This window comes from Massilia aerilata (assembly GCF_042656905.1).
In the GTDB taxonomy this organism is placed as follows: Bacteria; Pseudomonadota; Gammaproteobacteria; order Burkholderiales; family Burkholderiaceae_D; genus Telluria; species Telluria aerilata.
Map to the genome: position 1 here is coordinate 51,221 of NZ_JBHSMZ010000006.1, position 21,902 is coordinate 73,122.

The following is a 21,902-nucleotide window of genomic DNA, read 5'->3' on the forward strand; positions in this document are numbered from 1 at the left end:
TATTTTTCATAAGAGTAAGCGAAAGCGTCAAACCTCCACGGTTTAGTCGCTGGCTTTACGAGCCAACATTCTGGCTTTCTGAGTCAGCCTCCTCAGTGCACCCGGCGCCGGCGCACCGTGGAAGTCCAGTTCTCGAGGTCGACCTCCTCGCGCATGTCGGCGCAGGCGGCCAGCAGTTTGGCGATCTCGCCTTTCGTCAGGCCGGCGTTCAGGGTCAGGCGCACCAGCGCGCGGTTCTTGGGCGTGGCCGGGGCGCAGAACACGGCGCCCTGGATGCCGCGGTTCTCCAGCGCCTTGCGCAGCACCAGGGTCCTGGGCTCGGTGCCGACCTCCAGCGCGATGATCTGCTCGCTGCCCTCGTCGACGCAATAACCGAGCCGTCCGAGGCCGGTGCGCACCTCCCCGGTGATGCGGCGTAGCGCGGCGCGGCGGGCGTCGGCGCGCTCGACGAAATCGATGGCGGCGTCGAACCAGGCCAGTTCATGATTCAGCATGCACGAACTGAAGATGGCCGGGCGCGACTCCGACAGGAAGTAGGGTTTGAAGCGGCTCGAACAAGTGATGATGCCGGCGCGGCCGGCGAAGGCCTTGGCCAGCGAGGCGGTGCGGAAGTGCACGCGCTCCTCGAGCCCGGCCGCGATCACCAGGCCGGCGCCGCGCGGCCCATGGGTGCCCAGCGAATGGGATTCGTCGACCACCAGCACGCTGCCGGTCTTTTCGGCCAGCGCCACCACGGCGTGCAGGGGCGCCAGGCTGCCGTCGGTGCTGTACAGGGCGTCGACCACGATCACGCCGGCGCCATGCTTGTTCAGCTGCCGCTCCAGGTGCTCCATATTGTTATGCAGGAAGGGCACCGCCTTGCCGCCGCCCAGCGTCACGCCATCCCACAGCGAGGCATGCGCCATGATGTCGAGGTAGACCGGCACGCCCGGCTCCGAAATGCTTTGCAAGAGGCCGACGTTGGCCGCCCAGCCCGATTGGGCCAGGATGGTCTCCTGGGCGCCCAGGAAGTCGGCGAATTTTTCTTCCAGCCGGTGCTGCTGGCTGCCTGACTGCAGGTAGACGGCGGACATCAGCGACTGCCCGCCATCGCCGGTCAGGACGCGGGCCTGGGCGTCGAGCAGCGCGGGTTCGTTCGCCAGGCAGAGGTAGTCGTTGCCAGCAAGCATCACGGCGCCTGGCCCCTGGCGCTTCCAGACATGGACATGCTCGCCCCCCATCAACTGTTCGATGCGGGTCACATGGTGGGCGTCCATGCGCCGCGTGACGAAGGCCGGCATCTGCAGGCTGGCGGTGGGACGAGGCTTGATCTGGATGGTGTTAATGGTGGACATGTTTTCCTCCGGGAAAAATTTTATTGTGTCCCTGCACAAGGCTTCTTCGCGTCTCTCCGCCGCAGAATTGACCGAGATCAATCTGGACTGAGCGTTTTCCGTCAAGCTCACCCAAGGGTTGAGTGAGATCAATTTCGAATTTACAAGTATTGAAAACAAACGGTCTACGACCGGGAGCTACCGAGTGAAGAGCCTGCTGTACAGGAGTGTCGCGAGCATGAGCGCGCCGATCGTGGCGCGTTATCGCCTGAGCCGGCCCGCCCTGCTCGCGTGGCTGCTGCGCCAGGAGCAGCAGCAGGCGTATTCCGTCATGCGTCTGCACTTCCTGGCCTGGCTGGGGTGCATCGGCATGCCCTTGTACTACCTCATCTGGACAACCTGGTTCCCCCAAAAGTTCGAGAGCCTGGACCTGCGTGTGATCGGTTTTGTGCTGTGTCTGCCTGCACTGTTGGCGCCCCGCAAAATCAAGGGGAATTGGCTGCGGGTTTACGAATTCGTCAGCGTGACCTATGTGATGCCCTTCTTCTTCAGCTTCATGTTCCTGATGAACCACGGCTCCGCGGTCTGGGGCGAATCGCTGCTGGTGGCGCTGATCGCACTGTTCCACTTCGACTGGCTGTTCGCGCTGGCCTCCTGCGCGCTCGGGGCGCTGGCCGCCTGCGTGCTGTACGTGGCGGTCGGCGACCCGGACGCCATGCGCTCCGGGTTGAGCGCCTTCCCGCTGGCGCTGGAACAGATGCCGATCTACGTCTTCACGATCGTGATCGTGTCGGTGACCAAGGTCGGGCGCCGCGTGCTCGCGCGCGAGAAGCTGTCCGGCATGTCGCAGGCGCTGGCGATGGTGTCGCACGAGCTGCGCACACCGCTGATCAGCATCGCCGCCAACGTGCGCGGTATCGGGCGGGCGCAGGCCGGCCAGGAAGCCGGCGTGCCGGAAGCGCTGGGGCGCATCCAGTTCGAGGTACGCCACATGAACCAGATGATCGACCTGTTCCTGTTGTCGGCGTCGGCCATGAGCCAGCAGCTGGCGCCGTCCGAGCGGCTGTCGATGTCGGAAATGGTCGAGGCGGTGATCCTGCGCTATCCCTTCGCCAACGAAGAGCAGCGGCGCCTGGTGGACGTGGTGGTGCGCAAGGACTTCGCCTTCCTCGGCCGCGAGGAGTTGGGCGCCGTGGTGCTGCTCAACCTCCTGCGCAATGCCCTCAAGGCGGTGGCGCGCGCCGGCAAGGGCAAGGTGCGCATCATCGTCGACGGCGCCCGGAAGCGCCCGCGCCTGCTGCTGATGGACAGCGGCTGCGGCATCGCGGCCAGGCAGCTGCCCTACATCTTCGAGCGCTTTTACTCCTGGCCGCCGAACACCGGCTCGGGCATCGGCCTGGCCCTGTGCAAGGACATCGTGCACGCCTGGCACGGCAAGATCCGCTGCCGCTCGCGCGAGAAGATCTATACCGTCTTCGCGCTCGAGTTCCCGCCGGAGCGCCGCGCGACGATGCGCAACGCGGGTCCGCCATCCGCACTGGCTTCCTCACCGCGCCCCTGACGACCGAGGCTTACATGACTATTCCGATCTACCAGCACCCGACCATGACCGTCCTCGTCGACGACAGCCCCAGCTTCATCCATAGCCTGCGCTACCAGCTCGGCCCCGGATTTCCCAGCATCGGCTTTTCCGACACCGGCGCCGCGATCGCCTGGCTGCGCGAGCACGGCGCCGCGCCGGCAGCGCTGGCCAGCCTGCTCTCGCCCAGCGTCGACACCTACACCTTCTCGCCCCAGCCCTACAACATCGCCCTGCACGTCGAGCAGGTCTGCGGCATCCGCAACCAGGCGCAGCGCTTCATGACGCCCTCGGTGCTGGTGGTCGATTACTCGATGCCGGGCATGAACGGGATCGAGTTCTGCGAGGCGGTGCGCGAGCTGCCGTGCCGGAAGATCCTGCTGACCGGGGTCGCCGACGAACGGGTCGCCATCGAAGCCTTCAATCGCGGCCTGATCGACCGCTACCTGCGCAAGAGCGACGCCCATGCCCTCGACCGCCTGGAGGCCGAACTCACCCAGCTGCAGGAGGGCTACTTCCTGGCCCAGTCGGAAGCCTTGCGCATGCTGCTCGCGCTGCACGACTACAGCTTCGTCAACGACCCCGCCATCTGCGGCCTGGTGCGCGAACTGGGCGCGCGCCACAAGATCGTCGAGCACTACCTGTTCAAGACCCCGCCCGGCTTCCTGATGTACGACCGCGACGCCCGCCCCTGGCTGCTGGCCGTCGAGACCGAGCAAGGCATGCAGGCCCACTACGAGATCGCCCTCGACGGCGGCGCGCCGCCTTCGCTGCTGGAGGCGCTCGAGCAGCGCCGCGTGGTGCCGAACTTCAGCGACGGCGACGGCATGTACTCGCCGGTGCGGCACAAGGAATGGCACCGTTTCTCCTCGCCGGCCCTGACCTGCCACGGCCGCGAACTCTATTACTGGGCCATGTTCGCGCTCGATCCCGATGTGCTCGGGGGGCACGTGGACTCGTTTGCCGAGTTCTTGCGGCGCTATCCGGGGACGGCCTGATCGGTGCCAGGGTGGCGGCGATTGTGGACCAGACGCGACCGTCGCTCTGGTGGCTGGGGTGCAGGGTTGGCGTGAAGCCCCGCGTCGGTTAGTTGCAAATTAATGGGCGGACAGACGCCGAAAAAGCCGCTCATCCCTTGCGCGCGGCGCGGCTGCCGAGCACCAGCCCGATCCCGCCCAGGATCGCCAGCGCCGCCACGCCCAGCCGCAAGGTGAACGCCTCGTCCAGCAGGACCACGCCGCCGAACGCGGCAATCAGCGGCACCGACAACTGCACCACGGCCGCCCGCAGCGAAGTCAGGTGGCGCAGCGCCGCATACCACAGCACATAGCCCAGCCCGGACGTCAGCGCTCCCGAGGCCACGGCCAGCCCCAGCCCACGCGCGTCCGCATGCGCGCGCCCCGCGAACACCAGCGCCAGCAGGACGCCGAGCGGCGCCGCGCGGATGAAGCTGGCGGCGGTGGCGGCCAGCGGGTCCCTGGCGCCGCGTCCGCGCAGCGAGTAGCCGCCCCAGGCCATGCCGGCGCCCGCCATCAGCACCGCCCCCGCCGGCGAAGGCGCGGCGGCGCCCGGCAGCAGCAGCACTCCGAGACCGGCGGCCGAGATGGCCAGGCCCAGCCAGCCCGGCGGCGCGAAGCGTTCGCCGCCCAGCAGCCCTGCCCCCAGCATGGTCAGCTGCACCGCGCCGAACAGGATCAGCGCCCCGGTCCCGGCGGGCAGCGACACATAGGCAAAGGAGAACAGCGCGACATAGGCGAACAGCTGGACGGCGGCGCGCCAGTCCGCGCCGCCTGCAAGAGACTGGCGGCGCAGGCGCATGACGAGGACCAGCACCAGCGCGCCGGCCGCCAGCCGCACCGCGCCGAAGGAAGCCGGGTCGATCCGGTCCTGCTGCAGCGCCAGCCGGCACAGCAGCGAGTTGGCGGCGAACGCCAGCATCGCCGCCGCGGTCAGGCCGGCGGCGGCGAAGGCGGGCCGCGGCTCAGGGGCGGCGCGGCGCGGCATCGCGGATCTCCATCGTGTGATACGGCATCTGCGTCCCTTTGCCGGCTAGCTGCCCATTCCCTAAATCGCGTCCAGATTGTAAGCTATGCAATCAACAATGCAAGACATGCGCGCCGCCGTCCAAAAGCCGCCAGTGCAAGCGCATCCGCTGTCCTTCTGCTACCGTATCGGGGTTGCCGGCCCAGCGCCTACTTCAACTTTTAGACTGAACACGACATGACCCTCTCGACAGAACCGGATACCGGCCTTCCCCTCGACATGACCATTTTCGGCGGCATGGGCGATCTTGCGATGCGCAAGCTCCTGCCGGCCCTGTACATGGCCTACCTGCACGGCAATCTGCCAGGCTCGACCCGCATCATCTCGACCGGCCGCCAGGACTACGACCGCCAGGCCTACCTGGCCTACGTGCAGGAGCACTCGCGCGACTTCATCGCGCTTGATAACTTCAACGAGAAGACCTGGGACGGCTTCCTGCAACTGCTCGAATACGTGCGCCTCGACGTCCAGGCCGCGCCCGACTTCGGCGCCCTGGCCCAGGCTTCGCGCGCCGGCGCCCAGCGCGTGTTCTACCTGTCGACCGCGCCCTCGCTGTTCACCACCATCTGCGAGAAGCTGGCCGCGGCCGGCCTGGTCGACGCCAAGGCCCGCGTGGTGCTGGAAAAGCCGCTCGGCACCGACCTCGCGACCGCCATCGAGATCAACGAGGCGGTCGGCAAGCACTTCGAGGAATCGCAGATCTACCGCATCGACCACTACCTCGGCAAGGAGACCGTGCAGAACCTGATGGTGCTGCGCTTCGGGAACTCGATCCTGGAACCGCTGTGGCGCGCGCCGAACATCTCGAGCGTGCAGATCACGGTGGCCGAGGAAGTCGGCGTCGGCAGCCGCGCCGGCTTCTACGATGGCGCCGGCGCGATGCGCGACATGGTGCAGAACCACCTGCTGCAGCTGCTCTGCATCGTCGCGATGGAACCGCCGACGTCCCTGAACGCCGACGCCGTGCGCGACGAAAAGCTGAAGGTGCTGCGCTCGCTGCGCCGCTTCAGCCTGGCCGACATCGCGCGCGACACCGTGCGCGGCCAGTACACGCGCGGCGCCAGCGGCAACCAGGAAGTGCCCGGCTACCACGAAGAGAAGAACGTCCCGGCCGACAGCAAGACCGAGACCTTCGTGGCCCTGCGCACCTTCATCGATACCTGGCGCTGGTCCAAGGTGCCCTTCTACCTGCGCACCGGCAAGCGCATGACGCGCCGCTCCTCGAAGATCGTGGTCGAGTTCACCAATCCGCCCTTCCCCTTGTTTCCGGATGCGCCGGGCGGGGTCGCGAACCGCCTGGTGATCGAACTGCAGCCGGAAGAAGCGATCAAGCTGCAGCTGATGGCCAAGCAGCCGGGCAGCGGCATGCAGATGCAGCAGGTCGCCCTCAACCTGGACCTGCAGTCGGCCTTCCAGCAGCGCCGCGCCGAAGCCTATGAGCGCCTGCTGATCGACGTCGTGCGCGGCCGCCTGACCCACTTCATGCGCCGCGACGAGCTGGAAGCGGCCTGGGAATGGGCCGATCCGATCATCGAAGGCTGGGGCACGCTGGGCGAAAAGCCGCACGCCTATGCGGCCGGTTCCTGGGGGCCGGCGGAGTCGTTCGCGCTGCTGGCGCGGGATGGCTTCCACTGGGTCGAATAAGCCTGAACCGGCCGGAGGTGGCCATGCCGCACGCATCATTGGTTAGTCCACTTGCAACATTAACAGTTGCCAACTAAGATGCGCATCTGGCATTTGCCACCAACTTTCCTGGACGACCACCGCAATGAAGAGAGCAACCGCGCCGAACGAGCTCATGTCGACTGAGCCGCGACTGTACCGGGTCGTGTCCGCGCGCATCGAGGAGCTGATCCGGGAAGAGAACATCCAGCCGGGCGAACGCCTGCCGGCCGAGCGCGACCTCGCGACCAAGCTGGGCGTGAGCCGCACCTCGCTGCGCGAGGCCTTGATCGCCCTCGAACTGGGCGGCGTGGTCGAGGTGCGCGGCGGTTCCGGGGTCTACGTGAGCGAGCAGGCGACGCCCAAGGGCGAAGGCGCAGCCGCCGGTCCCGGCCCCTTCGAAGTGCTGGCGGCGCGCCGCCTGATCGAAGTCGAGGTGGCCGGCCTGGCCGCGAAGAACGCCACCGCCGCCCACATCGACGCGATCCTGGTCGCGGTCGAGCAGATGGAACAGCACCACGAGCACAGCAGCGACAGCGAATCCGCCGACCGCAACTTCCACCTCGCAATCGCCCGCGCGGCCGGCAACAGCGCGCTGACCGGCGTGGTGGAATACCTGTGGAACCAGCGCGGCACCCTGTGGCACAAGCTGAAGGAGCACTTCCAGACCGAAGAGCTGCGCCAGCAGACTTTGCCGGATCACCGGGACATCCTCACCGCGATCGCTTCGCACGATGTGGCGGGGGCGAAGGCGGCGATGCGGAATCACCTGGACCGGGTGACGCGGACCTTCTCGCGGGGCTGAGCAGCCCCCTACGCACACAGGGCCAGGTGCGCGTCAAGGCCGCGGCCGCGCAGGCGGGGGCCCGCGTTGCTTATCTCAGGTACGCATCCAGAAAAGCCACCGTCGCCTCCACCGTCGGCCCTATCCAGGGCTCGAACAACCAGAAGCTATGCGGCGTCTCGGGCAGCAGCACTACCCGGCTCGGCACACCCACCTCACGCATCCGCGCCACCATCTCTTCGCGCCCTGAAGAAAACCGTGGCTGTGCACTGCCGATGAACAGCACCGGCGGCGTCTTCGCATTCACGTAGAACAGCGGCGAAGCCTCGCGCCACAGAGCAGGCATCGCAGCATAGCGCCCGCCAAACCAGGCTCCCGCCGATGAGGGCTGCCTGGCGGGATCGTCCTCGTACCGGCGCGCGGCTTCCGACGTGAAATCCGACAGCCCGTCGATGTTGACGATCGCCTGCACCGCGCTGGAGACCGTCCCCGGCCCGCCGTCCGGATCGAAGCGCGCCGCGTCCCCGCTCACGCCGGCCAGCGCCGCGATGTGCCCGCCGGCCGAGCCGCCGCCGATCGCGATCTTCGAGGGGTCGATGCCATATTCGGCCGCATGCGTGCGCATCCAGCGCACCGCGACCCGCGCATCCTGCACCGCGGCAGGATACAGGGCCTCGGGCGACAGACGGTAGCTGATGGCCGCCGCCGCATAGCCCCGCTCCGCCATCCGGATCGCCATCGGCGCGAAATTCGCGCGCACGCCCGCGCGCCAGCCGCCGCCGTGCACGAACACGATGCCGGGGACCGGACCCGCTTTCGGCTGCGCCGGCAGGTACAAGTCCAGCTGCAGCGCGTGGCCGCCGCGCTGGACATAAGTGATGCCGGTGAGCGCGCGCACCGAGGCCGGCGCTTCGCTGCCGGCAATGCGGATGAAGGGATAGGCCGGCGCCAGCTTTTTATAGGTCGTCGCCGCCGTGTAGCTCTCCGGCGCGGGCGGCTGCGCGGCCGTTCCCGCGGACACGAGCAGCAGCACCGCCGCCAGGCCCGCGTAAGTACGCCTCATCTTCATCCCGTCTCCATCCATATCGGTCGCCCGAGTATGCCACGGCGCAGCAATCCGCGGCTAGTCCACCTTGCGCAAGTGGCCCGACCACCTTAGAATGGTCCGACCAGAAAAAAGCGGCCACGAAGACAAAAACCCGGCACCAGCCGGCGGGCCGCACCAACATCATGGAGACAAGGGTGACCCCACCGAACCCATCACGCGCCGCGCGGCTGCTGTCCGCGCTGGCGGCCCTGGCCGTCCTCGGCGCCCCGGCGCATGCAGGCAACCCGGCCGGCGGCCCCTACCGCAATCCCGACAACAAGAGCAGGACCGATCCGGCCGAAGGCAGCTATCCCGTACCCTACAAGAAGCCGGTGGTGGCCGAGATCGAAGCCAGCCTGCAGCGCATCCGAAGCTTCCTCGATGCGCAGACTCCGACCCGCGTGGTGCACAAGGGCAGCGGCGCCGAGATCACCGATTTCAGCACGCCGGCGCAGGACGCCGTCGTCCCGACCACGGCGATGGACTTCGGCCTGCAGGTCTACGAAATGGGCGTGGTCCACGCCGGCATGCTGAAGGCGGCCCAGGTCACCGGCGACCAGCGCTTCAGCGAGCTCACCGCGCGCCACTTCCAGTTCTTCGCCGATCGCCTGCCCTACTTCCGCGCCCAGCAAGCGCGCTTCCACCTCGACGGCGCCAACAGCTTCGCGCGCTTCCTCGATCCGCGTTCGCTCGACGACGCGGGCGCCATGTGCGCGGCCATGATGCGTGCGCGCCGCGCCCACGTCGGCCCCGACCTCGGCGCCCAGATCAAGGTCTGCGGCGACTGGGTCGCGAAGCGCCAGTTCCGCCTGCCCGACGGCACCCTGGCGCGCGAGCGCCCGCAAGCGGTATCGCTGTGGGCCGACGACATGTACATGGGCATACCGGCGCTGGCGGAACTGGGCCGCATGACCGGCGAGCGCGCTTACTACGACGACGCGGTCAGGAACGTGCTGCAGATGACGGGCTATTTGTACAACCCGCAGACGGGCCTGTATACCCACGGCTGGAACGCCAACAATCCGGACGCGCCGCAGTTCTACTGGGCGCGCGCCAACGGCTGGGCGGTGCTGTCCATGGCCGACCTGCTCGACGTGCTGCCGAAGGACCACCCCGGCTATCCGCAGGTGCTGGCGCAGTTGAAGAAAAGCCTGCGCGGGATCGCCCAGCTGCAGTCGGGCAGCGGCCTGTGGCACCAGATGCTGGACCGGAACGACGCCTATCTCGAGACCTCGGCCAGCGCCATCTTCGTCTACGTGCTGGCGCACGCGGTCAACGAAGGCTGGATCAGCCCCGTCACCTATGGCTCGGTCGCCCAGGCCGGATGGGCGGGCCTCTCGACCCGTATCGGGGAGCAGGGCCAGGTCGAAGGCACTTGCGTCGGCACCACCTTCGCCGGCGACCAGGTCTATTACTACAACCGGCCGGTCAGCGCGGCCGCCCTGCACGGCTACGGCCCGACCCTGCTGGCCGGCGCCGAGATGATCCGGCTGCTGAACAACCCGGCCATCGACATCCAGTACCGCGTGCGCACCTACCACTACGTCCCGAGGAAACCATGAGCAAACCGATTCGTCTCCTTCTCCTGGCCGCATTGATCGCGCCTGTCGCCGCCGGCGCCGCCGAGCGCCTCGCCATCACGGCCAGCCACGACCTCGACGCCGCCCGGCCCTCCGAAACGATTGCGATTCCCTGGGCCGAAGTGAACCGCGCCCTGCCCAACGCGCTGGTCCAGCACATCGTGGTGAAGGATGCGGCCGGCCACGCGCTGCCCTACCAGGTGACGAACGTCGCGCCGCTGTCCAAGGACCCGAAGAATGTCGGCGTGGCCTACGGCGAGCTGCTGTTCCAGCACAGCTTCACCGCCGGCGAGAAGAGCGCCAGCTTCACCGTCGAGAAGACCGAGACGCTGGAGCCGGTGTTCCCGGTGAAGGCCTACGCGCGTTACGTGCAGGAGCGGCTCGACGACTTCGCCTGGGAGAACGACCGCATCGCCCACCGCATCTACGGCCCCGCGCTCGCGGCCCCGGCGGCGCCGGGCAGCGCCAAGGAAGTGCTGGAGACCAGCGGCATCGACATCTGGTTCAAGCGGGTCGAATACCCCATCGTCGACCGCTGGTACAACAAGGGTCACGACCACTACCACAAGGACGAGGGCGAAGGCCTGGACATGTACAACGTCAGCCAGACCCGCGGCGCCGGCGGCACCGGCGTCTGGTCCGGCGGCAAGCTCTACGTGAGCGGCAACTGGAAATCCTGGAAGGTTTTGGCCAACGGCCCGGTGCGCGCCGTGTTCGAGCTGACTTACGACGCTTGGGATGCGAACGGCGTCAAGGTGGCCGAGGTGAAGCGCTTCACGGTCGACGCCGGCCACCAGCTCGACCAGGTCGAGAGCAGCTTCGATTTCACCGGCGCGGACAGGCTGACGGTGGCCGTGGGCCTGAACAAGACCCCGGCCAACAAGAAGCACGAACCGCGGATCGCGGTCGCGCGCAGCCCCGCCATGGACTGGATGACGCAGTGGGTCGCGCTCAAGGCCAGCCCGAATGGCGCCTATGGCACCGCGGTCGTGCTGCCGGGCGGCGCGGGCTTCGCCGACGATGGCCTGAACGAACTGGCGCTGGCCAGCGTCGAGCCGGGCAAGCCGCTGCGCTACTGGATCGGCGCCGCCTGGGACAAGGCCGGGCAGATCGTCTCGCAGGATGCCTGGCAGGCCTATGTGGCCGCCGCCGCGGCCCGCGCAACGCATCCGCTGAAGCTTTCCACGAACGTGGTTAATTGACAACATTCACGAAAGTGGATTGTCCGATTGCTAAAAGTGGTCGAACCACTTTAGAATGGTCCAACCAAAACGAAATCGGCCCAACCAAAGAGATTCGTTTGGCAGCATCAAGAAGCACAGAGACGCCGCGGCAACGACGGCGTCCGACCGACACCGATAACAAATCTGGAGACAGCTTGATGAAATACCCGCGTACCACGCGCGCGACGCCGCGCACCCTCGTCCGTACCTTTGCCCATTCGTCGATCACCCTGGCCATCCTGGCCCTGAGCCAGCAGGCCGCGGCACAGTCCACGATGCAGCGCGTCGAAGTGACCGGCTCCAGCATCAAGCGCCTGGCCGCCGAAGAAGCGCTGCCGGTCACCACCATCAAGGCCGAGGAGCTCGAGAAGCAGGGCCTGACCACCCTGGCCGACGTGATGATGGCGCTGCCGCAGTCGGTCTCGCTGCAGCCTTCGAACGCCGGCTCCGGCACCAACATCAACCTGCGCGGCCTGGGCGTGAACCGCACCCTGGTGCTGCTGAACGGACGCCGCCTGGCCAACGAGGCCATCGCCGACGGCTACGCCAACCTCGACACCATCCCGATCAGCGCCCTGGCGCGCGTCGAGATCCTGCGCGACGGCGCGTCCTCGATCTACGGCTCCGACGCGATCGGCGGCGTGGTCAACTTCATCACCAAGCGCGAGGTGGAGGGCGGCACCGCCACCGTGCAGTACGTGCAGCCGGAACGCAGCGGCGGCGGCGACGAACAGCGCGTCACCCTCACCTTCGGCAAGGGCAACCTGGCGCGCGACGGCTGGAACATCTACGGCACCGCCGACTTCCACCAGCGTTCGCGCCTGCTGCTGTCCGACCGCGACGGCTTCATCCCGGGCGACGCCGAAATGGCGGCGATCGGCCTGCCGCGCAGCGCCGCCAGCGGCGGCTATGCCACCCCGGCCAACTTCACCAGCTCGATCAACAAGAGCGCCGCCAACCCGTATTACGCGAGCGGCTGCCTGCCGGGCGCCTCGATCCAGGGCGCGAAGAACACCTGCGTGCTGGACGACGACGTCTACGGCACCGCCCTGCACGCCAACAAGCAGCTGTCGGCCTACGTCAAGGCGACCAGGAAGATCAACGAAGACAACACCGTCGCGATCGAATACACCCGCGGCGAAGCGACCATCTTCGCGACCAAGAACCCGACCCAGGCCACCGCGGTCGGCAAGGTCACCGCGATCCTGCCCTCGACCAGCAAGTGGTACCCGGGCAAGAGCGGCGGCGTGCCGGCCTACCCCGGCCTGACCAACCAGCCGCTGACCGTGACCTGGGCGCCGGCCGACGGCGGCGCCGCCATCACCCGCGACCGACAGCTCAACCAGCGCCTGCTGCTGTCCGCGGACGGACGCGTCGGCACCTGGGACTACAAGGCCGGCCTGTCCTACGGCCTGTCGCAGCGCCGCGTCTACTTCGAATCCGGCTATTACAACGGCCTCGGCCTGCTGAACGGCCTGTCCAGCGGCGTGCTGAACCCCTTCGGCCTGCAGGATGCCGACGGCGCCGCCTACCTGCAGTCGATCTCCGCCGACGGCATGATGAACCGCACCGCCAAGTCGTCCTATTACGGCATCGACGGCACCATCAGCCGTCCGCTGCTGGCCCTGGCCGGCGGCGACATGGCGCTGGCCATCGGCGCCGACATCCACCGCGACACCAACGAAGACACCAAGCTGCCGGAAGGCGAAGCCATCACCTACGCCAAGATCGTTCCCGGCCATGGCGCGAGCGCGCGCACCATCGGCGGCCTGTTCGCCGAGATCGACGCGCCGGTCACCAGGACCCTGAACCTGGACGCTGCCGTCCGCGTCGACCATTACAGCGACGTCGGCAGCACCGTCACGCCGAAGATCAGCTTCCGCTGGCAGCCGGCCAAGGCCGTGCTGTTCCGCGGCTCGGCCAATACCGGCTTCCGCGCGCCGACCCTGTTCGACCGCAACGGCTACCGCACGCCGGGCGCGAATACCACCACCTCGGGCCGCTGGGACGATCCGGTCCTGTGCCCAAGCAAGACCCCGCTCATTCCGGGCACCGGCACCGCCATCGCCGGCTTCAACGCGGCCGACGTCTGCAACGCCAAGTTGAACAAGATGACCGGTTCGAACGCGGCCCTGGTCCCGGAAAAGTCGAAAGGCGGCACCCTGGGCGTCGTGTTCGAGCCGAGCAGCACCGCCACCCTGGCCTTCGACTACTGGCAGGTCAACATGAAGAACATGCTGGCCAACCTGCCGGAGTCGGTGTACTTCACCAACTACGCGCAGTACCAGAGCCTGTTCGTGCGTAACGCCGACGGCTCGCTGGCCTACATCGACAACCGCACCATGAACCTGGGCGGCCAGATCGCCGCCGGCGTCGACGTCACCGCCAGCTGGACCGCGCCGCGCACCAGCTTCGGCAGCTTCACGGTCGGCCTGGACGGCACCTACCTGACCCGCTTCGACAACCAGCTGGAAAAGGATGGCGCCTGGATGTCGAACGTCGGCCAGTTCGGCTGGGCCAGCAACGGCACCACCAGCAGCTACCCGATCATCTCGCCGCGCTGGAAGCACAACCTGCGCCTGTCGTGGACCGGCGGCGACTGGGGCGCCCAGCTGACCAACAACTACGCCAGCAAGTACCGCGACGCCAACACCGCCGTCACCCAGCAGTACTACCGCGACATCTCCTCGATCTCGCTGTGGAACCTGACCGCGTCCTGGTCCGGCATCAAGCAGGTGAAGATCACAGCCGGCGTCACCAACCTGCTCGACAAGGCCCCGCCGGTCACCAACAATACGGTGTACAGCAGCGGCTACCTGAGCAGCGCGGTGAACCCGACCGGCCGCGCGTACAACCTGCGCGTGTCTTACAGCTTCCTGTAAGCCCTGGTCCTGTCGTAGAAGACGCAGGCCGGCCGGACTTCCCTCGCCGGCCTGCGCCAGCATTCATATCAGCACCAGCGGCAAAGGAGTCTCATGAAGTTTCCACGTTTCGTCCCGGCCGCGCTGCTGTGCGCGGCTGTTCTTTCCCCCTCCATTCACGCCGCCGAGCGCCTCCCCATCCGCGTCATCCTGGTCGGCGATTCGACCATGCAGACCAACAGCGGCTACGGCGACGCCTTGTGCGCCCGCTTCCAGCCTGAGGTCAGCTGCATCAACCTGGCGAAGGGCGGGCGCAGCACGGCCAGCTTCCGCGCCGAAGGCCGCTGGGACGAGGTGCAGCGCCTGTTGAAGGATGGCGCCAACTTCAGCGCCACCTATGTGCTGGTGCAGTTCGGCCACAACGACCAGCCGGGCAAGCCCGGACGCTCCACCGATTTCGTCACCGAATTCCCCGCCAATATGGCGCGCTATGCGCAGGAGACCCGGCTGCTTGGCGGCTTGCCGGTGCTGGTGACGCCGCTCACGCGCCGCTCCTTCCATGGCGCCTGGCTGCACAACGACCTGGCGCCATGGGCCGGCGCGACGCGCAAGGCCGCAGCACGCGAACAGGCCGTGCTGCTGGACCTGAACGCCGACAGCTACGCCGCGGTGCAGGCGATGGGCCAGCAGGAAGCCGATACGCTCGCCATGGCGCCGCCACCATCGACGCAGGCTGCGACGCCCCAGGACCCGAACAAGCTCGAACCCCAGGGCGCGGCCAAGACCGCCTTCGACCGCACCCACGTCGGCGCCAAGGGTGCGGCACTGTTCGCCGCGATGGTCGAACGCGAGCTGGTGCAGGCGCTGCCGGCGACCCGTAGCTGGTTCAAGGACGGAGGCAAACCTTGAAAGCATGCCTGCTGCCACTCCTGCTCGCTGCAGGCCTGCCAGGCGTGGTCCACGCCCAGGACACGCGCACCGTCACCGAGCCGGCGCCGCCGCCCGCCTGCGCCATCCTGACCGGCGAGGCGTTCGCGCCCGAGCGCAACGACGGCCCGCGCATCCAGGCCGCCATCGACGCCTGCGCGCCCGGCCACGCCGTGGTGCTCGCGGCCAGCAATGCCAAACGCAGCTTCGTTTCCGGGCCGCTGCTGCTGAAGACCGGCGTGACCCTGGTCGTCGACGAAGGCGCCACTTTGTACGCCAGCAGCGATCCGAAGCTGTTCGACCGCGGTAGTGGTACTTGCGGCAGCAACGACCAGAACGGGCGCGGCTGCCGGCCGCTGATCACGGCCGAGAACACGCGCGGCAGCGGCATCATGGGGCGCGGCACGATCGACGGCCGCGGCGGCGAGAAGATCCTCGGCACGAATGAATCCTGGTGGCAGATCGCCCGCCGCGCGCAAAAGGAAAAGACGCGCCAGAACGTGCCGCGCCTGATCCAGGTAGACAAGTCGCAGGACTTCACGATGGCCGGCATCCTGCTGAAGAATTCGCCGAACTTCCACGTCACGCTGAACCAGGTCGACGGCTTCACCGCCTGGGGCGTGAAGATAGACACCCCGCACGACGCGCGCAACACCGACGGCATCGACCCGATCTCGTCGAAGAACATCACCATCGCCCACAGCTGGATCCGCACCGGCGACGACAACGTCGCCATCAAGGGCGGCAGCAACGGTCCGACGGAGAACGTCTCGATCCTGCACAACCATTTCTACAGCGGCCACGGCATGTCGATCGGCAGCGAGACCAATGGCGGCGTGCGGCGCGTGCTGGTCGAGGATCTGTCGATGGACGGCACCACCTCCGGCCTGCGCATCAAGAGTAATGATAAGCGCGGCGGCACCGTGTCCGACATTCTGTATCGCGACGTCTGCCTGCGCGGCACCAAAGCGCCGATCGACATCACCACCCATTACGAGCAGGCCGACAAGCCGGGCAGCCTGGTCCCCGACTACCGCGACGTGCGCATGGAGCGCGTCCACAGCCTCACGCCGGGCAAGATCAATCTGCAGGGCTACGACGATGCGCACCCGCTGCGCCTGCGCCTGGCCGACGTGGTTGTCGACGGCCAGCCGGTGGTCAAGACCGAGTTCGCCCAGGTGACCGGCGCCGCCAGCTTCCTCGGCGAGGCGGCGGCGCCAGTCGATTGCAGCGGGCGCTTCCCGGCCTTCCCGGCGGAGCCCGTGCGCAATCCGCGGCCCCAGCTCAGCGCCGAGCAGGCGAAAGCCTTCGAAGCGCGCGAAGTGCTGAAGTACGTGGGCACGGTCGGCGCCGAGCGCGTCGATCGCTGGGACCCGCTGGCCGATCCGCTCGCCACCGGCGCCCGGTTCATGGCCGATGACACGGTCGATGCGGGCGCCAGCGTGCAGGCCGCCGTGAACAAGGCCATCGCCGCCGGCGCGAAGGGCAAGCGCATCTACATCCGCATCCGGCCGGGCGTGTACCGCGAGCTGCTCTATGTGCCGGCCGGCGCCCCGCCCATCACGCTGTATTCCGAGGATCCGGACCCGCGCGCCGTGCGCATCGTCGCCGGCCTCGACGCCTCGACCACCGGCGCGGATTACCGCCGGCTGCACGGCGCCCAGTTCGACGGCGCCCCGCCCTCGGTGCGCGCGATGTACGAACAGCTGAAGGATCTGCCGGCCCTGTCGACCGGCGGCTCCGGGACCGCCTGGATCAGGGCCGACGGTTTCCAGGCGCGGAACATCACGATCGAGAACGCATTCAACCGCGGCGGCGCCAGGGCCCGCACCGAGTGCGTGGGCGACGGCTGCCCGGACAACACGGGCGGCAGCCGTGTCCACCACCAGGCCGTGGCCCTGCGCGTGGACGGCGCCGACCGCGTCCAGTTCGAGAACCTGCGCCTGCTGGGCCTGCAGGACACGCTGTTCCTGAATGCGCCGGACCAGAACAGCACGGTGCGCAGCTACTTCCACAAGTCTTATGTCGAGGGCGACGTCGACTTCATCTTCGGCGACAGCATCGCCTACTTCGACGATTGCGAGATCAAGTCCATAGCCGGGCGCGCCGCCTCGTATGCGCTGGCGCCGGATACCAGCCGCCGCGCAAAGTACGGCTTCGTGTTCAACGGTTGCCGCTTCACAGCCGACAAGCCGGCCGCCAGTGAAACCCGGTTCTACCTGGCCCGCCAATGGTTCCACAACCAGCGCTGCACGCCCTACGGCTGGATGGCCGTGGAGGGCTACCGCTGCCGCCTGGGCGACAGCGACGTCTACCGCGCGCCGGAAGGCACGATCCGCCTGCGCACACTGGAATCGGTCGGCAAGGCGGTAATCCTGAACTCGCGCATCGGCGCCCACATCGATCGCGACAACCCCTGGTCGGAATGGAACCGCATGGGCACCATGGCGCACCGCCCGGCACAATTCGACTCCTACGATTTCTGGGCCAACCTGGAAGCCGTCCACCCCACGGCCGGGCTGGACGTGAACAAGGTCCTGGGCGGCAAGCCGCGCCCGGCGCCGGCCGAGATCTACCTCGGCGAATACAACAACACGAACGAATGACGGAGACCGCAGCATGACATCAGCTTTCGACAGCCGCCGCAGCTTCCTGCGCAGCACTTCCCTGGCCGGCCTGGCGGGACTCGCGCTGACTCCCGGCGCCCAAGCCGCCGCCGCCGCCGCGCAAGCCGTCGGCAAGGCCGCCGCCGACCCGTGGCGCGAAGCCCAGGCCATCGCCAGCCGCCTGGCGATGCCGGTCAAGTTCCGCAAGAAGGATTACGTGGTGACGGGCTTCGGCGCGGAGCCGTGCAAGCTGGTCCCGGTAAAAGCCTGGGTCTCCTTCGAAGACCAGGAAACCCTGCACACCCCGGCCCCGGGCTCGAAAGACTGCTACCCGGCGATCCGCGACGCGATCGAGCGCTGCCACCGGGAAGGCGGCGGCCGCGTCGTGATCCCGAAAGGCGACTGGTTCTGCGCGGGCCCCATCGTCCTGCTGTCGAACGTGAACGTGCACCTGCAGGCCGGCGCCCACGTCTACTTCAGCAACGACCCGCGCGACTTCGCGAAGTACGGCGACCATGACTGCGGGGCGAACGGCAAGCTGGTCGTCTCGCGCTGGCAGAGCAACGACTGCCTGAATTTCTCGTCCATGGTCTACGCGCACAAGGCGAACAACATCGCCCTCACCGCCGACGACTGGACCGCCATCCTTGACGGCCAGGGCGGCGTGCCCTTCGAAGGCGGCAATGACTGCTGGTGGACCTGGAAGGGCAAGAACGCCACCATCAACTCGGTGGCCCAGGACAAGTCGCCGAACTACGTGCCGGGCAAGCTGGCGCAGAACCAGGTCAATCCGCTGAACCCGAAGTCCTTGGCGGAAATCGCGCCCGGCCTGTCCGAGGAAAAGCGCCTGCTGATCCAGGGCGAAGGCGACAAATGGCGCGCCGACGACGCCTACCTGCCGGCGCTGTCCGAGGCCGGCGTGCCGATCGAGCAGCGCGTGTTCGGCCTCGGCCACTACCTGCGCCCGCCGATGATCCACCTGGTCGAGTGCAGCGGCGTGCTGCTGGAAGGCTACCAGGTCACGCACACGCCCTTCTGGCAGCACCACCCCGTGGCCTGCCGCGACCTCACGATCCGCAGGGTCTACGCCAACAGCCTGGGGCCGAACAGCGACGGCTTCGACCCGGAAGCCTGCGACGGCGTGCTGGTGGACAGCTGCGAGTTCGACACCGGCGACGACTGCATCGCGATCAAGGCCGGCAAGAACCTCGACACCCAGCATGGCCCTTCGCAGAACATCGTGATCCAGAAGTGCAGGATGCACAGCGGGCACGGCGCCGTCACGCTGGGCAGCGAGATGGCCGGCGGCATCCAGAAGGTGTATGCGCAGGACCTGGTCTTCGAGAACAGGAACTGGGCGACCAACCCGCTGAACATCGCGATCCGCCTGAAGACCAACATGAACCGCGGCGGCTTCCTGCGCTACTTCTACGTGCGTAACGTCAGCATCCCGAACGGCGTGCAGACCAGCCCCTCGTTCTACGCCACCCTGCCCGGCTCGCCGATTCCGACCCGCACGGTGGCGGCGGCGGCCGGCGGCGTCATCACCTTCGACTGCGACTACACGCCGCGCGCCGACAACGTGCGCATCCGTCCGCCCGAGGTGCACGACGTGCACATCTCGAACATCCGGGTCGGCAATGTGAAGACGAAGGACGGGAGGCAGGCGTCCAGCTGGCAGGCCTTCGTGATCCTGGGGCCGGTGGCCTCGGACTACAACGGGCCGGCGCCGCGTCCGGCGGTGCTGCCGGTGCGCGACGTGAGCATCACCGATTGCGACTTCGGCACGCCGTCGAACGCGGACCAGCCCTGGTACCTGTACAACGTGAAGGGTCTGACGCTGAAGAACGTGACGATCGGCGGGAAAAAGCTCAACAGCGCACTCGAAGCCTGATTGCCAGGCTTCTCGAGCTTCGGCGCCGATTTGTGACTGCACGTCACAAATCGGCGCCCCTTTTCAAGCGTCTTTGACGTCCGCCACCGCCAGCGCCGTCATGTTGACGATCCGGCGCACGGTGGCGCTCGGGCTCAGGATGTGCACCGACTTGGCCGCGCCCAGCAGGATCGGCCCCACCGTCACACCCTTGCCCGACGAGACCTTCAGCACATTGAACAGGATGTTCGCCGAATCCAGCGACGGCATCACCAGCAGGTTGGCGCTGCCTTCGAAGTTGGGCTGGCCGTCCGGCAGGTAGATGGCGCGGATGTTCTCGTCCAGCGCGGCATCGCCGTGCACTTCGCCGATCACGTCAAGCCCCGGCGCCTCGCGCGCCAGGATCTCGCGCGCCTCGCGCACGCGCTGGGCGGACGGCCGCGAGGACGAGCCGAAGATCGAATGCGACAGCAGCGCCGCCTTCGGCTCGAGGCCGAACTGGCGCAGTTCTTCCGAGGCCATCCTGGCGATCGCCGCCAGTTCCTCGGCGCTGGGCTGGTCGTTGACATAGGTGTCGGTGATGAACAGCGTGCCCTTGTCCAGCACCAGCGCGTTCATCGCCGCCATCACCTGCGCGCCGGGCGCAAGACCGATGTCGCGCTGGACGTGGGCCAGGTGGCTGTCGTAGCTGCCCTGCATGCCGCAAATGAGGGCATCGACCTTACCGGAGGCCAGCAGCCTGGTGCCGCAGGCCGTGGTGTCGTCGCCGCATTCGACCAGCGTGTAGTCGGCGTCGCGCCGCATGCGCAGGCCGGCGTCGCGGATCGCCTGCTCGATGTCAGGACCGCGGCCGATCAGCACCGGCTGCGCCAGGCCCTCGTCGACCACGGTCTGCACCGCGCGCAGCACGCGCGCATCGAAGCCTTCGGCATAGGCCACGCGGCGCGGCTTGGCGCGCGCCTTGGCGAACACCGGGCGCATGAAGAAGCTGGTGTGGTAGATCATCGCCGCCAGCCGCTCGCGGTAGGCGTCCATGTCGGTGATCGGGCGCGCGGCCACGCCGGAGGCTTCGGCGGCGGCGGCCACGCTTGGGGCGATCGCCGCCATCAGGCGCGGATCGAAGGGCTTGGGGATGATGTAGTCGGGGCCGAAGCGCAGGTCCTGGCCGGCGTAGGCGGCGGCGACGGCGTCGTTGGCCTCGGCCTGGGTCAGCTCGGCGATGGCGCTGACGCAGGCCAGCTTCATCTCCTCGGTGATGCGGGTCGCGCCGCAATCGAGGGCGCCGCGGAAGATGTAGGGGAAGCACAGCACGTTGTTGACCTGGTTCGGGTAGTCAGAGCGGCCGGTGGCGACGATGCAGTCGGGCCGCGCGGCCTTCGCCACCTCCGGCCGGATCTCCGGCTCCGGATTGGCCAGCGCCAGGATCACCGGGCGGTCGGCCATGGTCTTGACCATTTCTCCGGTCAGGACACCGGCGGTCGAGCAGCCGAGGAAGACGTCGGCGTCCCTGACGATGTCGGCCAGCGTGCGCGCCTCCGTCTCCTGGGCGAAGCGCGCCTTGTTGGCTTCCATGCTGGCCTCGCGCCCGCGCCAGATCACGCCCTTCGAATCGGTCACGAAGATGTTCTCGCGCTTTACGCCCATGCTCACCATCATGTCGAGGCAGGCGATGGCCGCGGCGCCGGCGCCGGAGGCGGCCAGCTTCACGCTGCCGATGTCCTTGCCGACCACTTTCAGCGCGTTCAGCAGCGCCGCGCTGGAGATGATCGCGGTGCCGTGCTGGTCGTCGTGGAAGACCGGGATCTTCATGCGCTCGCTGAGCTTCTTCTCGATGTAGAAGCATTCCGGCGCCTTGATGTCTTCGAGGTTGATGCCGCCGACCGTCGGTTCGAGCATGGCGATGGCGTCGATGAGTTTATCCGGGTCGTTCTCGGCCAGCTCGAGGTCGAACACGTCGACCCCGGCGAATTTCTTGAACAGGCAGCCCTTGCCCTCCATGACCGGCTTGGAGGCCAGCGGCCCGATATTGCCCAGGCCGAGGACCGCGGTGCCGTTCGAGATCACCGCGACCAGGTTGCCGCGCGAGGTGTACTCGGCAGCCATGGCGGGATCGGCGGCGATCTCTTCGCAGGCGTAGGCCACGCCCGGCGAATAGGCGAGCGACAGGTCGCGCTGGTTCGACAGCGGCTTGGTGGCGACCACCTCGATCTTGCCGCGCGTGGGCGAGCGGTGGTAGTCGAGGGCGTCGGCGCGCAGCTGCGCGTCCTTGCCCGGTTCCTGGATGCCGCTATCGAGGCTGCTTTCGGTACTCATTGGTTTCTCCCTTGTTCGGTCGTCTGGCGATGGTCGCAGAAAAGCGCGGGC

14 protein-coding genes are annotated in these 21,902 nt (G+C 67.7%); 10 read left to right on the forward strand and 4 right to left on the reverse strand.

The features are described 5' to 3' along the window. Window positions 1-92: 92 nt before the first annotated feature. The gene (cqsA, locus tag ACFPO9_RS09440; RefSeq protein WP_379769855.1) at window positions 93-1,334 is read right to left on the reverse strand and encodes an alpha-hydroxyketone-type quorum-sensing autoinducer synthase; all 1,242 of its coding nucleotides are present in this window, start codon (window positions 1,332-1,334) and stop codon (window positions 93-95) included. Window positions 1,335-1,551: 217 nt separating this feature from the next. Here cqsA and ACFPO9_RS09445 point away from each other — a divergent pair, with 217 nt between their 5' ends. Both ACFPO9_RS09445 and ACFPO9_RS09450 read left to right on the forward strand, forming a co-directional pair. After that, the gene (locus ACFPO9_RS09445; protein ID WP_379769857.1) at window positions 1,552-2,874 is read left to right on the forward strand and encodes a sensor histidine kinase; all 1,323 of its coding nucleotides are present in this window, start codon (window positions 1,552-1,554) and stop codon (window positions 2,872-2,874) included. Window positions 2,875-2,888: 14 nt separating this feature from the next. After that, window positions 2,889-3,890 (forward strand): response regulator, encoded by a 1,002-nt coding sequence (locus ACFPO9_RS09450; protein ID WP_379769859.1) that lies wholly within the window; start codon window positions 2,889-2,891, stop codon window positions 3,888-3,890. 130 nt (window positions 3,891-4,020) lie between these two features. Here the strand turns inward: ACFPO9_RS09450 and ACFPO9_RS09455 are convergent, their stop codons facing one another. Next, window positions 4,021-4,896, reverse strand: coding sequence for a DMT family transporter (locus ACFPO9_RS09455; protein WP_379769861.1), 876 nt, complete (start codon window positions 4,894-4,896; stop codon window positions 4,021-4,023). Between the two features lie 216 nt (window positions 4,897-5,112). Between ACFPO9_RS09455 and zwf the strand changes: the two genes are divergently transcribed. Both zwf and ACFPO9_RS09465 read left to right on the forward strand, forming a co-directional pair. Then, window positions 5,113-6,579, forward strand: a complete 1,467-nt coding sequence (gene zwf, locus ACFPO9_RS09460) for a glucose-6-phosphate dehydrogenase (protein WP_379769863.1) — start codon at window positions 5,113-5,115, stop codon at window positions 6,577-6,579. A 124-nt stretch (window positions 6,580-6,703) separates the two neighbouring features. Beyond that, window positions 6,704-7,402, forward strand: a complete 699-nt coding sequence (locus tag ACFPO9_RS09465) for a FadR/GntR family transcriptional regulator (protein ID WP_379769865.1) — start codon at window positions 6,704-6,706, stop codon at window positions 7,400-7,402. 70 nt (window positions 7,403-7,472) lie between these two features. Here the strand turns inward: ACFPO9_RS09465 and ACFPO9_RS09470 are convergent, their stop codons facing one another. Beyond that, window positions 7,473-8,444 (reverse strand): alpha/beta hydrolase fold domain-containing protein, encoded by a 972-nt coding sequence (locus ACFPO9_RS09470; protein ID WP_379769868.1) that lies wholly within the window; start codon window positions 8,442-8,444, stop codon window positions 7,473-7,475. A gap of 179 nt (window positions 8,445-8,623) precedes the next feature. On the opposite strand from ACFPO9_RS09470, the gene ACFPO9_RS09475 reads away from it, so the two are divergent. The 6 genes from ACFPO9_RS09475 (at window position 8,624) to ACFPO9_RS09500 (ending at window position 19,559) form a co-directional block, all read left to right on the forward strand. Further along, the gene (locus ACFPO9_RS09475; RefSeq protein WP_379769870.1) at window positions 8,624-10,030 is read left to right on the forward strand and encodes a glycoside hydrolase family 88/105 protein; all 1,407 of its coding nucleotides are present in this window, start codon (window positions 8,624-8,626) and stop codon (window positions 10,028-10,030) included. Then, window positions 10,027-11,250, forward strand: a complete 1,224-nt coding sequence (locus tag ACFPO9_RS09480; RefSeq protein ID WP_379769872.1) for a DUF4861 family protein — start codon at window positions 10,027-10,029, stop codon at window positions 11,248-11,250. Before ACFPO9_RS09475 ends, ACFPO9_RS09480 begins: the two co-directional genes overlap by 4 nt. Before the next feature lie 179 nt (window positions 11,251-11,429). Further along, window positions 11,430-14,153 carry a TonB-dependent receptor plug domain-containing protein gene (locus ACFPO9_RS09485; RefSeq protein ID WP_379769874.1) on the forward strand — a complete coding sequence of 908 codons (2,724 nt, stop codon included), beginning with the start codon at window positions 11,430-11,432 and terminating at the stop codon, window positions 14,151-14,153. A 93-nt stretch (window positions 14,154-14,246) separates the two neighbouring features. Further along, window positions 14,247-15,041 (forward strand): rhamnogalacturonan acetylesterase, encoded by a 795-nt coding sequence (locus ACFPO9_RS09490; RefSeq protein ID WP_379769877.1) that lies wholly within the window; start codon window positions 14,247-14,249, stop codon window positions 15,039-15,041. Further along, on the forward strand, window positions 15,038-17,665 hold the full coding sequence (locus ACFPO9_RS09495; protein WP_379769879.1) for a pectinesterase family protein: 2,628 nt from the start codon (window positions 15,038-15,040) through the stop codon (window positions 17,663-17,665). Before ACFPO9_RS09490 ends, ACFPO9_RS09495 begins: the two co-directional genes overlap by 4 nt. Window positions 17,666-17,678: 13 nt before the next feature. Beyond that, a complete protein-coding gene (locus tag ACFPO9_RS09500; protein ID WP_379769881.1) occupies window positions 17,679-19,559 on the forward strand; it encodes a glycoside hydrolase family 28 protein in 1,881 nt (626 codons plus the stop codon). A gap of 63 nt (window positions 19,560-19,622) precedes the next feature. Here the strand turns inward: ACFPO9_RS09500 and ACFPO9_RS09505 are convergent, their stop codons facing one another. Beyond that, on the reverse strand, window positions 19,623-21,851 hold the full coding sequence (locus ACFPO9_RS09505; protein ID WP_379769883.1) for an NADP-dependent malic enzyme: 2,229 nt from the start codon (window positions 21,849-21,851) through the stop codon (window positions 19,623-19,625). Window positions 21,852-21,902 lie beyond the last annotated feature (51 nt).